Consider the following 14,907-nt stretch of genomic DNA (forward strand, 5'->3'; position numbering starts at 1 on the left):
TACCCAAATTAAAGATTTACAACCCTAAAAACTATGCTAGAATAAGTTTTGTACAAAACAGAAGGAGGTACTTTGATGCCAAAGGAAAAACAGCCAAAGAAGCAGCATTTGATTCACTATGCAAATGGTCCTTCGTTGGAAGAAATTAACGGAACGATTGAGGTTCCAAAGGGACGCGGATTCTGGAAAACGTTATTTATGTATTCAGGACCTGGTGCGTTAGTTGCCGTTGGATACATGGATCCCGGCAACTGGTCAACTTCAATCACTGGTGGTCAGAATTTTGAATACCTATTGATGTCTGTTATCTTGCTATCGAGTTTAATTGCCATGTTGTTACAATATATGGCGGCTAAACTGGGTATTGTGTCTCAGATGGATTTAGCTCAGGCAATTCGGGCCAGAACCAGTAAAACACTTGGCATTGTATTATGGATTTTAACTGAGCTGGCAATTATGGCGACTGATATTGCCGAAGTTATTGGTGCAGCGATTGCCCTCTACCTCTTATTCCATATTCCACTCGTGTTTGCCGTATTTATTACCGTATTTGATGTTTTACTTTTGCTATTATTGACTAAAGTTGGTTTTAGAAAAATTGAAGCAATCGTTGTTTGTTTGATTTTAGTTATCCTGTTTGTCTTCATTTATGAAGTTGCACTATCGGAACCAGATTTCGGTGCAATGTTCAAAGGCTTAATTCCTACCGGTCAAACTTTCTCCAGTGCTGATCATGTTAATGGTGATACACCACTAACTGGTGCCTTGGGAATCATTGGTGCGACTGTTATGCCTCATAACTTGTACCTGCATTCAGCAATCTCTCAAACTCGAAAAGTTGATCATAATGATCAAGAAGATGTTGCACGAACTGTTCGTTTCTCAACTTGGGATTCAAACATCCAATTGTCATTCGCATGGGTGATCAACTCACTTCTGTTAGTGATGGGGGTTGCCGTATTTAAGACCGGTGCTGTTAAAGATCCTTCATTCTTTGGATTATTTGATGCTTTGTCAAATACTTCAATGTTGAGTAATGGTATCTTAATCGCGGTCGCTAAATCTGGGATTCTTTCAATCCTGTTCGCTGTTGCGCTGTTAGCTTCAGGTCAAAATTCAACCATTACCGGTACCTTAACTGGTCAGGTTATCATGGAAGGATTTATCCACATGAAGATGCCACTATGGCTTCGTCGTTTGGTTACCCGTTTAATTTCTGTTATCCCCGTCCTGATTTGTGTTGCAATGACCAGCGGAGAATCTCCGATCAGGCAACATGAGGCGTTGAACACGTTAATGAATAACTCTCAGGTCTTCTTGGCGTTCGCCTTACCATTTTCAATGCTGCCATTGTTGATGATGACTGATAACGCAAAGGAAATGGGTAATCGCTTCAAGAACACGCTTTGGGTTAAGGTTCTTGGTTGGGTTTCAGTATTATCATTAACCTTCCTTAACATGAAGGGCCTGCCTGATAATATTACAAGTTTCTTCGGTGACAATCCTTCTGCAAGTCAGGTTTCACTTGCTCACACGATTGCATACGTAATTATCGTTGCAATTGTCGCTCTGCTTCTTTGGACGATGTACGACCTGTTCTCAAGTAGAAATAAAATGCCTAAGCGTTTTGAAACAACTGCTGAACATTATAATGAAAGCAAAGAAAATAAAGAGTAATATAGATTCAGAAGGAGGGTCAGATTAGATGCAAAATGATAGTACACCGCATACAAAGTTTAAATGCATTTTAGTTGGTGTTGACGATTCACCCGATGCCCAGCTTGCATTTCGCTATGCGATTTCGGAAGCTCGCCAATCAGACGCCCATCTATTTATTACTTCGATTTTGGAAGAGGACAAAGTCAACGTCTTCCAAGCATTGAGTAAGGATTTTGTCCATGGGGAACGTTCTGATCTTACAAAACATATTGAAAAGTATCGTCAATTGGCCTTGCGCGCAGGCGTTAAGGAAGTTGATACGGTCATTGATGAAGGGGACCCAGGTGAAACAATTGTTAAACGGGTTATCCCAGCAGTCAAGGCTGACTTGCTAATTGTCGGTTCACTTTCTAAGACTGGGGTTCGTAAGTACTTTGGTTCTCAAGCAGCCTATATGGCTAAGTATTCACCAATTTCAGTTATGATCGTTCGGTAATTAAATTTTAAAGTGATTTCAAAAGCGGGATCGGGAAGAATATTTCCGGTCCTCTTTTGTTCGTTATTAACAGAGGGGGAATGGTTTTGGAGTTAACAGAAAAGAGCCGCAAGTGGTTTATCGCCACGTTGCTTCTAGGAACATTTACAATGTCAATCAGCCAGTCATCGCTGTCGACTGCTTATCCGACGTTTATGAAGTATTTTGATCTGCCAGCCAGTACGATTGCTTGGCTGACAACGGGCTTTATGCTGATTATGTCAGTTGTGATGCCTTTATCACCGTGGTTGATGAAAAATTTTAGATTTAAACCATTGTACCTTTCATTATTAATTAACTTTGTGGTTGGGACGTTGATTATTATCTGGGCACCTAATTTTTTGATCATGATGATCGGTCGATTGATGGAAGGATTTAGTGTTGGGGTGTTATTTCCATCGTACCAGTCAATTATTCTTGAGATCACACCCACCAATCATCGTGGTTCAGTGATGGGGACGGTTGGTCTGGTAATGGGTTCCGCCTTGGCAGTGGGGCCAATTATTTCTGGGGTTTTGCTCCAATTTTTCCCCTGGGAAGCAATCTTTGCCTTCTTTTTGATTGTCTTGACAATAGTTTTCCTGCTGGCGCTGAAGACCGTCATTAGCCCATTGAAAATTGAAACGACGCAGTTTGATTTTATTTCAGTTTTCATGTCACTGGGGATAATCGGCCTGCTGTACTTTATCAATGAAATTTCACATATGACGGCTTCAAGTTACTGGAACTGGGGGATCTTAGCGGTTTCGTTGATTCTTCTGGTCTTATTTGTCCGGCGTCAACTGCGAATGCCGCAGCCGCTGTTAAGACTGGACATCCTATCGATTACCAATTTTGACCTTGGGGTTTTGCTAACCTCGCTGTCATATATGTCCTTAATCACGGTGACAATTATTATGCCGCTCTATTACCAGCAGATTCTTGGCCTAACCCCGCTATGGTCCGGGTTGGCATTAGTTCCCGCTGCAGCAATTTTATCGTGGCTAAACCGAAGAAGTGGTCGGCTGGCGGATCGAATTGGCTTTAAACTAGTGATTATGGTTGGCTTTGGCCTGTTCATTGTTGGTTGGGCGGGTTTGTTACTGTTATCGGGCTTTAAAAACATTTGGATTGCCATTCTGTGTTCAATTATTATTGAGTCCGGGAATGCCTTTGCGATGATGCCGGCAACCACCCTGGGGGCCAATTCTTTGACCAACGATTTGATCCCCCATGGTTCTTCGATCATTGCGACGATTAGGCAAATTCTGGGATCCACCGCCATCGTGATTGCAACAGTTGTCCTGGGTGATCGAAACTTTAATGGCGTGTTTTTTACTTTTCTGATTCTCGAAATAATTGCGATTTTCTTAGTCTTTAAGATTAAGGATACCAAAAAGGTCGCTGCCAACGCATAGGCCAATTCTTGTGAAATGAAAACAATGTTCACAAATAACACTAGTTAACCATTGAGCTCGTTAACTATTTTGAAAATCACAATGCATTCTGTTGTATCTGTTTTCATAGCATGATATTCTATATTTGGATGTTGAAATGTCTGTTTGAATTTAAGACGTGACAGATTTATCCAAATTTTAGGAGGTCATATAATGGCATATCGAACTGTTAATCCTTACAACAATGAAGTTGTCAAGGAGTACCCATTTGCGACTGATGACGAATTACAATCAGCCTTAGCAACGGATCATGATTTATACGAAACGATGAAGAAACAAGACATTTCTGAGCGGGCAAAAATTCTGCATAACGTTGCTGCCAAGCTGCGTGAGCACTCAGATGAATTAGTTCGTGCATGTACCATTGACATGGGTAAATTGATCGGTGAGTCCAAGGGTGAAGTTGAGCTGGTTGCGATTATCGCTGACTGGTTCGCAGATCATGGCGAAGAATTACTCAAGCCAGAAAAGATTGACACCATTGCGACTGGCGATGCTGAGATTCAACATCATGCAACCGGTGTTGTCATGATGGTTGAACCTTGGAACTTCCCATATTACCAAATCATGCGGGTCTTCGCTCCTAACTTTATGGTTGGCAACCCAATGATCTTAAAGCACGCTGCCAACACCCCAACCTCAGCACAAATGTTTGCTGACGTTGTGGCTGAAGCTGGCGCACCCAAAGGCTCATTAACCAACTTATTCTTGTCATACGATCAGGTTACCGAAGCCATTGATGACCCTCGTGTTCAAGGAGTTGCCTTGACTGGTTCTGAACGTGGCGGGACAGCTGTTGCCGGCGCTGCTGGCAAAGCCCTTAAGAAGAACACCATGGAGCTTGGCGGTATGGATCCATTCGTTGTTTTAGGTGATGCTAACATGGACGATGTTAATGACATCGCATGGCGTGCCCGAATTTACAACACTGGTCAAGTATGTACATCATCCAAGCGATTCATCGTGATGGATAATGTTTATGATGAGTTCGTTGAGAATTTGAAGAAGAAATTTGCTGCTCTGAAGCCTGGGGATCCAATGGACCCGAAGACAAGCTTAGCACCAATGAACACTGAGAAATCAAAGAACAAGTTACAGAAGCAATTAGATGATGCGATTGCGGCCGGTGCCAAAGTTGTTTATGGCAACGAACCGATTGACTTACCTGGTCAGTTCTTCATGCCAACTATCTTAACTGATATTGATAAAGATAACCCGGCATACTCAGAAGAAATGTTCGGTCCAATTGCTGCTGTTTACAAAGTTCACAGTGAGCAAGAAGCAATCGACCTGGCTAACGATAACCCTTACGGACTTGGTGGGATTGTCTTTGCCGGCGATGCTGATCACGGTGCCGAAGTGGCCTCACAAATCGAAACTGGCATGGTCTTTGTGAACAACTTCATGTCCACCTTACCTGAATTGCCATTCGGTGGGGTTAAACTTTCGGGCTACGGTCGTGAAATGAGCCACATTGGTCAAATGGCCTTCGTTAACGAGCAGTTGATTGTTAAGACCGACAAACCAAACATGGGTAACCTTGCTGGTGGTTTGGTTGCAGTTGACCCTCAAGACTAACGAAATCATTAAATAAATTGAGTGAAAAGTGAAGAAGTCAAGGCATAACGGTTTTCGTCATGCTTTGGCTTCTTTTTTGCGACCCTAATGTTATTTAGATCAACCGCCAATTGCTGCACTCTGGTTGAAACGTGCTCCGACGACCCTGACCCCTACTGTGTAAGGCAAAAATTCAAACGATGAACAAAAACCGTTCATCCTTTAAATTTCCGCCTTACACTCCGGGGTCACCCGGGTCTCGTCGCACTCTGAGGCATAATAATCTGTAAAAAGTCAGGCTTGGTATTCACAGTAATCGGTAAAGACATGGCTGGATCACCATCAATTCTGGCTTGAATATCACGTTTGGATAAATTGTCGATTTTAACGGTCTTAGTTTTAAAGTAGCGCACCCCTTTGGCATTTTTAAGATTGCCGGTGATGAAATAACTCAGGTAGGTGAGCAGCTTCATGGGGGTGAAACTCTTTAGCAGGAAGACGTGAAGATAATCATCATCGTAGGACGCATCTGGGTTAAAGGCAATGAAGCCGCCAACCGAATTAGTCGTCGTAATTAACAGGATCTGAGCACGCAAGGTTTCCGTGCGGTTATTGGCGGTGATTTGTAATTTATAAGAACGGTTGGTGAGAAGTTCTTTAAATCCTCTGGTTAAATAAATGATTTTACCAAAGCGCTTTTTCTCATCGTCCTTCACATTTTGGGCAATATCTGCCAATCTACCAAGGGTAAGACTGCTGACCATCGGTGTGTTCCCAACGGCGCCTAAGTCCACTTCTGCTGGCGTGCCATCCAATAGATTATGAATGGCTTCGTCAGTATTTAAGGGAATGCGAAGGGCTTTGGCAAAATTGTTAATGGTACCGCCAGGGATGATTCCTAGTGGGATTGACTTGCCAGCTTTTAGAAAGCCTTCACAGGCGGTATTGATTGACCCGTCACCGCCAATGGTCACCAGGCAGTCATAGCTTTCTGGCGATTTTTGAGCTTGCTCGACCGCCTCATCACGAGACTTGGTCTTCGCGAGGGTAACCGATTGGCCACTGCTCTCCAGCAAAGATTGAGCTTGTTTGGCGATAGCCTCGTTATCACTTTTCCCAGCACTGCCGTTATAAATAATTAAATATTTTTTCATGTTGCACCTCCTCAAAGAAATGATTTGGATGACAACTTCATTATATTATGCTTTTGCTGAGTCGTCGTCTTTGGGGATTATTGTTAGGGATCCGTTCATGACTGGCGATGTTGCATCAACTGCGTGGGGATCCGTGAAGATCTGCAGAAATTTCATGAAACTTTCGGCAGTGTTGTCCGCGTTTAGATCTTTAAGAGGCAGCCAATAGTTCCTTCCTTCTTCGGACTGCTTGAGTTCGCCTGAGAAATTACTGGTGCGATATAAGAATCCCATTCTGCGGTATGCCGGTGTTTCGTTAAACCATTCGACCGTTCCACATGAGGCCAGGTGGCGGATAGTGAGACCGGTTTCTTCAAATACTTCTCGTACCATGCCGTCATAGAGACTTTCTCCTTTTTCAACGTGGCCGCCGGGAAAGGTGTGACCAAATTTCCAAGCGACGTCGGTCTTATCTTCCACCAAGACTTCTTCGGTGGCTGGATTATAAATCATACACATGTTGACTAACTCGATTGATTCAGTTCTGGAATAGGTCATTTGGCTGCCTCCCGTTCGACTTGTTCGTTGACGCTGAATTGTGGGGTGACTTTAAGTGCTTTGATTCGTTGTTCGCCCCATTCATACATCTGATTAACAATTGGCATCAGTGATTGACCCAGTTCGGTAATTTCATAGGTCACTTTCGTCTGCGATCCACTAGTCACGTGACGGGTGATTAGACCATCTTCAGCCATCTCCCGCAGCTGATTAGTCAGCACTTTGTGAGTCACCTTGGGTAAGAGCCGCATCAATTCGTTGAATCGATAAGCGCCATCGGTTCCCAAGTGAAACAGGATCACCAATTTCCATTTTCCACTGAACATTGATAAAGTCAGTTCTTTGGAACAATTGTAGTCACCATTTTTGAGTTGGTCTTTAACATCTTTTCTAACAACATCGGTCATTTCAATCCCTCCAATATTCCAGGCACTTGGAAGTGCGTTATTGTATCGTTTTGATACCTAGTATAAAGTAGATAGTAACTTGGAACAAGAAAGGATGAATTTGATGAGCAAAGTAGCTGTCATCGTTACCAACGATGTGGAAGATATTGAATATACGTCACCGGTTGAAGCGCTAAAGGACGCCAGCCATGAGGTAGTGACCATTGAAAACCAGGCTGGCAACCAGATTATCGGTAAGCATGGGACTGAATTAACCGCCGACAAGGGGATTGGGGATGTAAAACCCGATGAGTTTGATGGCTTGTTGATCCCTGGTGGCTTTTCACCGGATCAATTAAGAGCTGACGATCGGTTTGTTCATTTCGTCAAAGACTTTCTAATTGACGACAAACCAACTTTTGCGATTTGCCACGGCCCACAACTGTTCATCCAAACTGGGCTAACGGCTGGTCGGACAATGACCGCATATCTGACCGTCCGCCCGGATTTGTATTATGCCGGAGCACGGGTGAAAGATCAGCCGGTGGTGGTTGACCGCAACCTAATTACCAGCCGAACACCTGATGACCTAGACGATTTTAATGGTGCCATGCTGGATGTTTTGAAGAAGTAATTGAATTTAAATCAAGCTGATGGTAAAAAGACCGAAACAATGCGATTTTCTACGCATGTTCCGGTCTTTTGATTTTGATGTTATGAATGTCAAACTCAATGTAAATGAGGGTCCTTGTTAGGATCCAGACCACCCAACTGACCTCTAAATTCCTTTGAATACAAATTCAAATCTGAGCGATAGGCGTCAAGATTGTCGCTCATGTCGACGGTATAATCAACTTCTTCACCGTGTTCACCTTTATCTAGGCCAAGTTTTTCTTCCTTCCGATCAACTCGCATTGGCATTACCAGACTCAGTAATTTGATGATGACTGAAGCGGCGATCGCAACGAAGATAATCGTTGCCAGAGTTGCGATAATCTGGACAGTAATCTGATGCCAACTGCCGCCGTAAAAGGCACCATTATGGGCGACAATCGGATTGACACTTTTGGTTGCAAACAAGCCGGTTGCGATACTGCCGACGATTCCGCTGACACCGTGGCAGCCAAAGGCATCCAAGGCATCGTCAACCCCAATTCGATCCTTCAAATAGTTAACAAAAAAGTAGCTGGCAAAGGTGGAAACCATGCCGATCCAAAATGATCCGGCAATCGTCACAAAGCCACAAGCAGGGGTAATCCCAACCAGGCCACAAAGCGTCCCGGTACAAACGCCCACCAGCGTTGGCTTACCGCTGATAATCATGTCCAAAATCATCCAGGTGACCATTGCGGTACCAGTTGACATTGTCGTGGTGATGGTTGCTTGAGCTGCGATATTATTAACGCCCAGTGCGGAACCGGCGTTAAATCCGTACCAGCCAATCCATAAGATGGTGGCACCAAGCAGCACCCATGGTAGATTGTAGTGGGTGTGGGGGATGTCGCCGAATTTAACCCGTTTACCTAAAAAGGCTGAAAGGACAAACGCCGTGACACCGGCATTGATGTGAACAACCGTCCCGCCAGCAAAGTCGAGCACCCCTAATCCATAAAGAATCCCGTGAGGACTCCAAACCAAGTGGACCATTGGATAATAGATGATAATTGACCAGAGAATTAAGAAAACCAACAGGAAGTTGAATTTGATCCGGCCAACGACGGCACCCACGAATAAAGCAGGGGTAATAATCGCAAACATCATTTCAAAGACTGAGAAAATGCCGGTTGGAATCTTAGTTGCTGTCAGTGATGTGAGATCGATACCGTTCATGAAAAAATTCTTCACGGTTCCGATGACCCCACCGATATCACCGGAAAATGATAATGAGTAACCAATCATAATCCACAGAACAATGGCAACACCTGTCATGATGAAGACTGACAACATGGTGTTAACCACGTTTCGTTTTGAAACCAGGCCCCCATAGAAAAACGCCAATCCGGGAGTCATGAATAAGACCAAAATACTGGATAAAATCATGAACGAAGTATTTGCAGCATTCATAACATTGCTTCCTTCTCTTTTAATGTCATAAATTCTAACATCATCTTTTTGAAACGTCCAGCGGTTTTTGAAATTGGTTAGAAAATTAGAACATATCTAATGAAGACGAAAGCGATACCAATGCTTAGTAATCAAGATTTTTTAATCTTGAATTTTCTTTTAAAAAGTTATGTAAAATAATTGGTATATGTAATTAAAACTTACATAAAAAGCCGAAACACACATTTCTTGTGTGCCCCGGCTTTTCATAACAATTTATGCTCTCATTTTTAATTCAATTCATTAATCGCTTCAGGAATTGGTTCATTCCCAGTACTCATTTCAATAACTTCTTTAATGCCAGCATGGTTTTCTACCAAACCAATCAACACGTCGGCAACATTGTCGATACTGTTCTCGTTAGTGCTATAGGCACCCAAAGTCACTTTGCCTGACCCGGTCTTTTCAACCAATGCGGTTGGCTGGAGAATTGTGTAGTCCAGATCGGTATTATGGATCAGCCATTGATCGGCGTAGTATTTAGCAATCAAATAATTTTCAAGCGGGGAGTCGGCAAATTCGTCGGGAGACAATGATCCCTTGGAGCTCAGCATGACAAAGCGATTGATTTCTTTTTCCTCGGCGGCCTGCATGACCTTGACAGCACCGTGTAGGTCAACCTTCAGCAAATCCCGGCCGCCTGATCCAGCGGTGAAGATAATGGCGTCGGCTTCAGGAAGCCCCTCCTTAATATCGTCCATCTTATCATTCAGATCTAATTTGAACGGGGTGACGTTGTCAGCTGCTGGAATTTTTTCAGGTTTGCGGGCACCTGCATAGATCTCGTCATTTGAATTTTGGGCCAGCTTGGCAACCACATTTGCGCCAACTCGGCCGGTAGCACCGATCACAATAATTTTCATCTTCGGAATCCTCCCTTATCATTAGCTAACTCAATTATGGTAGATATAAGCCGGAAATGCAAAAGAAAGATTTATCGACTCGCTCCAAGCTTGAAGTTGGTTGCTGTTCATTAATATCAACTCCCCAGCGTGGATTACGAAAAGTGTCATAACTATCAACGCTAAATTGTCGAAGCCTACAAAATCTCCAAACTTGATCCACGTCAATTCTTTATCGTCTGAACCACTCTATACTAAATATATAAATTAAGAAATGGAGCGGGAGATTATGAAATTCCAAAGACTTATTAATCAACATACAAATCAAATTACATTGGTGACCGCAATCTTGATTGGCGTTGGCCTACTGGGAAAAGTTGTTAACAGCGACATGATTTATACGGTGTCATTTATCGCAGCTTCAATTATCTCCGCTATTCCAATTATTCTTCGAGCAGTTTCAGCACTTCGATTTAAAACAATTAGCATTGAGCTGCTTGTGAGTATTGCGGTGATTGGGGCATTTATCATCGGCGAGTATAATGAATCGGCCATCGTTACCTTCTTGTTCTTATTTGGAACGTTTCTCGAAGATAAAACGTTGGCCAAAACCCGTCACTCAATTAAGAATTTGACCGAAATGGCCCCAACGACTGCAATGGTTGTTGGCGATGATGGTGGAACTGAAGAGACTGACGTTGATTTTGTCGACGTTGACGATGTTGTCCTGGTTAAGGCCGGCGGACAAATTCCAGTGGATGGTGAGATTGTTGATGGGTCGGGCCATATCAACGAGGCCAGCATCACAGGTGAATCAAAATTGGTGACGAAGGGTTCAGGCGACCAGGTATTTTCCGGGACGATCTTAGATAACGGTACCGTAAAAGTCCGCGCTACTAAAGTTGGCGACGATACCACGTTTGGCAAGATTGTTGAATTGGTTGAAGATGCTCAGGATACCAAATCCCCGGCGGAAAAGTTCATTGATAAATTCGCCACTTACTATACACCGGCGGTTTTAGTGATTGCATTAGTCGTCGGCTTAATCACCAAAGATTTCCGATTAGCGATTACCGTCTTGGTTCTTGGCTGCCCAGGTGCCTTGGTGATTGGTGCACCGGTTTCAAACGTTGCCGGAATTGGGAACGGTGCCAAGAATGGTGTCTTAATCAAGGGTGGTGAAGTGATGAACACCTTTGCCAACGTTGACACACTGGTATTTGATAAGACCGGTACCTTGACTGAAGGTAAGACGGCGGTTACTCAGTTCAAAGACTACTCAAAGGATCAATTAGGCCTGCAAATTGCGGCAGCCGTTGAGAAGCAGTCGGATCATCCACTTGCCCAAGCAGTTGTGACGTTTTCAACCAATCATCATCTTTTCTCTGATGACGTTGAAGTGACCGATACTGATACGGTGAAGGGCAGGGGGCTTAAAGCAACCGCCGCTGGTAAACGAACCTTCATCGGTAATCTAAAGATGATGAACGATGAAAAGATCAGTTTGACAACACAACAGCATGAGGATTTGGAAGACATCCAAGCAGAAGGCAGTTCAACGGTGATTGTTGCCTTCGATGGTCAGGTTCAAGCAATCATTGGAATCTCGGATGTGATTCGAAGAGGCGTTAAAGAAAGCCTAGCGACGCTTAAATCACTGGGCATCAAGAAGACGGTCATGCTCACCGGCGATAACCTGCAGACAGCCAATGCCGTAGCTGGACAAATTGGGATTGATGAAGTTCACGCTGAGCTTCTGCCAGAACAAAAGGTTGAATACGTCAAACAATTCCAGCAGGAAGGCCATAAAGTTGCCTTTGTGGGTGACGGGATTAACGACAGTCCATCATTGGTTACCGCTGACATTGGGATTGCAATGGGAAGTGGAACCGACGTGGCTGTTGAAACCTCTGATGTTGTCCTAATGTCATCGGGATTCAATGAGTTAATTCATGCTTATGGCTTATCCAAGAAGACCGTCATGAATACCAAAGAGAATATCTTTATCGCCATTGGGACGGTAGCAGCTTTGTTAATTGGGTTGATCCTTGGATTCATTTACATGGCCAGTGGGATGTTTGTGCACGAAGCCAGTATCCTGGTTGTAATCTTCAATGCCATGAGGTTGATTAATTATCGACCAAAAATGCCAAAACTTGATCCAGATCAATTATCGGTTGGCGAATATGATTTATCCTTAAAGCAGTAAATGAGATGGAGGTTATCAATATGAATAAAGCAATTTTACAATTAGACGCATTATCATGCCCGTCATGCATGCAAAAGATTAAGGGCGCATTGGAGAAACAGGATGGCGTGGAAAACGTCAAGGTGCTGTTCAACGCAGCCAAAGTTAAAACAGATTTTGACGGTGATAAAATTTCAGCTGATAAGCTGTCAGACACCGTAACTGATTTAGGCTATGAAGTTCAATCAATGAAAGTGAAATAGGTGAAGAATATGACAACAGCAACCCCAGAAAAATTATTTGAAGCAGAAGTTAAACAAGCAGATATTGACCATCACACCCCAACCGCAGGCGCCATGACTGGTCACATTGTGGCCAACCTGGAAGTGTTGGCTGACAAGCTGCAAATGTCTAAGTGGTATGTCAAAGGGATGGTCGCTGAACAACTCAAAGATTTGTTCGGTAACCTGCTCCAGCAAGCATATGATCAAAAGGATGCTTTGGGAACGGTATTAATCGATGAGGCCTTGGTTGCGCCAAGCACCCAAAAAGAATTTACAGAGTACGCCATGCTTGAAGAGAATGGCCAAAACAAATATGAGTCAGCAGAATGGATGGTCAACGACCTGGTTCACGACTATGACACTGAGAACATGTTTGTCACCCGGGCAATCAAGTTGGCAGAAAAAGAAGACCGGCCAGTTCTGGCTCAGCAGTTGATTGGCTTGCTGCGAGATAATAATCACAATATTGCAACGCTGCAAGCCTTACTTGGCAATTCACCGCGAGCGGGCTTGGATGAAGAAGACGACGAAGATTAAGTATAGACAGTAAACGTGGTAAGTAGCCAAAAAAGTCCCAGAGCAATTTTTGCTCCGGAACTTTTTTTATCCAATTTGACCTTTTAATCAAACATTTAAGGAGATTAGCGCGATGAGAAAACCGATTGTACAGGGTAAGACCCACCAACCGACCCGATAGGCTATCCGCTGATACTTTAAAGTTTCGTCCTGACTCAATTTTTCAAAATCAGGTAGCTTGAGCGACGCATGTTGAAACATGCTGGTCTGCAGTAAGGTGAAATCCCTTTTAACGAGAAGTCTGTAGCTGGTCCACGACAACACCAGTATATAGCCAATGAATGAAACATTGATTGAGACGAACATCAATAACGCACAGATGATAATGATACTGGTCAAAATAGTTCGTCGAGCCATCATTTTCACCTTCTAATTCAAATTACCAGAGATACTCAACTGGGTTTTTAATGTACTGATCGTAAACGTCACGAACAATTTGCATCTGGGGGTCAGTGAAGGCCGGCAAGTCAGCTGCTGTGGTGTTGCGCTCAATTTGAGTGGGATTGCTGGCACCGGGGATGACGGCTGAAACGGCGTCATACATCAAAATGAAGCGCAAAGCCATCGCGGCTAAATTGTCAGTTCCCAAACGCTGTTTCAATTCAGCAGCGGCTTTAACACCGGTCAAGTAATCAACGCCGGAGAAAGTCTCACCCTTATCGAACTGTTCGCCGTTTCGATTAGTGGTCCGATGATCTTCAGGGGAGAATTTGGTGTCCGCAGTAAATTTCCCGGTCAAAAGGCCACTGGCCAGCGGTACTCGTGCTAGGATGCCGACGTTGTTCTTCTTAGCGAGGCCAAAGAAGAGATCAGCGGGGCGAAGACGGAACATGTTGAAGATAATTTTAACGGCTGAAATATCGTAACTCAAGGCTTTGATGCCTTCCTCAACCCGTTCGACACTGACACCATAATTTTGAATTTTACCGGCTTGCTTAAGCTTGTCCAATTCAAAGAAAGTCTCAGGCATGTAGTAATTCATCATTGGTGGGCAGTGCAGCAGGACCATGTCCAATGAGTCAACTCCCATATTTTGCAATGACTCGTCGACATAGCGGTCTAGGTGTTCCGGGTCAAAATGCTTAATGTCCAAGGGCATTTCTTTACGCCCGATTTTAGTCGTGTAGTGAACGTCAGAATGATTCCTGACGAATTCGCCCACGGCTTTTTCACTTTGGCCATCTTGATAGCCATCTGCCGTATCAAAGAAGTTGACACCGCAATCATAAGCCTCCTCGAGTGTGTCACGAGCGTCCTTAGGGTTGAATGGGGTTCCCCACTTACCGCCTAACTGCCAAGTTCCAAGTGAAACTTCACTAATATTATAACCGGTTTTACCGAGTGTTCTAAATTTCATGATTGTGCCTCCAAATACACCTCAATTTAGTTTAATTATAACATTGTGGCCGCATCGTTATCCAAACATCCAGGCAGCGGTCAGCAAAATTGAATATGTCAGTGGTCTGTTTGGCAGATGTTGGCAACACTGATACAGATGAAAAGAGGCTGGGACATAAGTCCCGCCGATAAATAAACTGAGCCGCATTTTCCACTTTCTCTGGAAGATGCGGCTCAGTTTTTCTATCCAACCAAAAATATGAGTTAAATTGGCCATCATTTTGGCCAATTTATTCATATTTGCTGCCATCA

General features: G+C 43.7%; 16 protein-coding genes. 8 read left to right on the forward strand and 8 right to left on the reverse strand.

All coding sequences use genetic code 11. The annotated features are described in order from the left end of the window. The first annotated feature begins 75 nt into the window (after positions 1-75). The 4 genes from LPKJCM_RS05145 (at position 76) to LPKJCM_RS05160 (ending at position 5,208) form a co-directional block, all read left to right on the forward strand. A complete protein-coding gene (locus LPKJCM_RS05145) occupies positions 76-1,677 on the forward strand; it encodes an Nramp family divalent metal transporter (protein ID WP_057962942.1) in 1,602 nt (533 codons plus the stop codon). Positions 1,678-1,705: 28 nt separating this feature from the next. Next, complete coding sequence (locus tag LPKJCM_RS05150) at positions 1,706-2,155, forward strand: universal stress protein (protein WP_057962941.1); 450 nt, start codon at positions 1,706-1,708, stop codon at positions 2,153-2,155. 86 nt (positions 2,156-2,241) lie between these two features. Continuing rightward, positions 2,242-3,591, forward strand: coding sequence for an MFS transporter (locus LPKJCM_RS05155; protein WP_057962940.1), 1,350 nt, complete (start codon positions 2,242-2,244; stop codon positions 3,589-3,591). Between the two features lie 192 nt (positions 3,592-3,783). Beyond that, complete coding sequence (locus LPKJCM_RS05160) at positions 3,784-5,208, forward strand: NAD-dependent succinate-semialdehyde dehydrogenase (RefSeq protein ID WP_057962939.1); 1,425 nt, start codon at positions 3,784-3,786, stop codon at positions 5,206-5,208. A 227-nt stretch (positions 5,209-5,435) separates the two neighbouring features. On the opposite strand, the gene LPKJCM_RS05165 is transcribed toward LPKJCM_RS05160, so the two are convergent. From LPKJCM_RS05165 to LPKJCM_RS05175, 3 genes are read right to left on the reverse strand one after another with little or no spacing between them, the layout of a single operon-like run. Next, on the reverse strand, positions 5,436-6,341 hold the full coding sequence (locus LPKJCM_RS05165; RefSeq protein ID WP_057962938.1) for a diacylglycerol/lipid kinase family protein: 906 nt from the start codon (positions 6,339-6,341) through the stop codon (positions 5,436-5,438). Between the two features lie 45 nt (positions 6,342-6,386). Further along, positions 6,387-6,878, reverse strand: a complete 492-nt coding sequence (locus LPKJCM_RS05170; RefSeq protein WP_057962937.1) for an 8-oxo-dGTP diphosphatase — start codon at positions 6,876-6,878, stop codon at positions 6,387-6,389. Next, positions 6,875-7,285 (reverse strand): winged helix-turn-helix transcriptional regulator, encoded by a 411-nt coding sequence (locus LPKJCM_RS05175; RefSeq protein WP_057962936.1) that lies wholly within the window; start codon positions 7,283-7,285, stop codon positions 6,875-6,877. The genes LPKJCM_RS05170 and LPKJCM_RS05175 overlap by 4 nt, the downstream gene beginning before the upstream one ends. Positions 7,286-7,388: 103 nt before the next feature. On the opposite strand from LPKJCM_RS05175, the gene LPKJCM_RS05180 reads away from it, so the two are divergent. Further along, entirely contained in the window at positions 7,389-7,898 is a 510-nt protein-coding gene (locus LPKJCM_RS05180) for a type 1 glutamine amidotransferase domain-containing protein (RefSeq protein WP_057962935.1), read from the forward strand. Positions 7,899-7,993: 95 nt separating this feature from the next. On the opposite strand, the gene LPKJCM_RS05185 is transcribed toward LPKJCM_RS05180, so the two are convergent. Both LPKJCM_RS05185 and LPKJCM_RS05190 read right to left on the reverse strand, forming a co-directional pair. Beyond that, positions 7,994-9,328 carry an ammonium transporter gene (locus tag LPKJCM_RS05185; protein WP_057962934.1) on the reverse strand — a complete coding sequence of 445 codons (1,335 nt, stop codon included), beginning with the start codon at positions 9,326-9,328 and terminating at the stop codon, positions 7,994-7,996. Positions 9,329-9,597: 269 nt separating this feature from the next. After that, positions 9,598-10,230 (reverse strand): NAD(P)H-binding protein, encoded by a 633-nt coding sequence (locus tag LPKJCM_RS05190; protein WP_057962933.1) that lies wholly within the window; start codon positions 10,228-10,230, stop codon positions 9,598-9,600. Between the two features lie 268 nt (positions 10,231-10,498). Here LPKJCM_RS05190 and LPKJCM_RS05195 point away from each other — a divergent pair, with 268 nt between their 5' ends. From LPKJCM_RS05195 to LPKJCM_RS05205, 3 genes are read left to right on the forward strand one after another with little or no spacing between them, the layout of a single operon-like run. After that, positions 10,499-12,418, forward strand: a complete 1,920-nt coding sequence (locus tag LPKJCM_RS05195) for a heavy metal translocating P-type ATPase (protein ID WP_057962932.1) — start codon at positions 10,499-10,501, stop codon at positions 12,416-12,418. Between the two features lie 20 nt (positions 12,419-12,438). After that, the gene (locus tag LPKJCM_RS05200; RefSeq protein ID WP_057962931.1) at positions 12,439-12,660 is read left to right on the forward strand and encodes a heavy-metal-associated domain-containing protein; all 222 of its coding nucleotides are present in this window, start codon (positions 12,439-12,441) and stop codon (positions 12,658-12,660) included. Between the two features lie 9 nt (positions 12,661-12,669). After that, entirely contained in the window at positions 12,670-13,218 is a 549-nt protein-coding gene (locus LPKJCM_RS05205; RefSeq protein WP_057962930.1) for a ferritin-like domain-containing protein, read from the forward strand. Between the two features lie 87 nt (positions 13,219-13,305). Here LPKJCM_RS05205 and LPKJCM_RS05210 read toward each other — a convergent pair whose 3' ends face one another. From LPKJCM_RS05210 to LPKJCM_RS13495, 3 genes are all read right to left on the reverse strand, one after another. Next, complete coding sequence (locus LPKJCM_RS05210; protein WP_057962929.1) at positions 13,306-13,614, reverse strand: hypothetical protein; 309 nt, start codon at positions 13,612-13,614, stop codon at positions 13,306-13,308. A 22-nt stretch (positions 13,615-13,636) separates the two neighbouring features. Beyond that, positions 13,637-14,614 (reverse strand): aldo/keto reductase, encoded by a 978-nt coding sequence (locus LPKJCM_RS05215; RefSeq protein WP_174659010.1) that lies wholly within the window; start codon positions 14,612-14,614, stop codon positions 13,637-13,639. A 57-nt stretch (positions 14,615-14,671) separates the two neighbouring features. Further along, positions 14,672-14,907 (reverse strand): hypothetical protein (locus LPKJCM_RS13495; RefSeq protein WP_087069564.1); only part of this gene is annotated, 236 nt, incomplete at its 5' end.

This window comes from Lentilactobacillus parakefiri, from assembly GCF_002157585.1.
GTDB classification, from domain to species: domain Bacteria; phylum Bacillota; class Bacilli; order Lactobacillales; family Lactobacillaceae; genus Lentilactobacillus; species Lentilactobacillus parakefiri.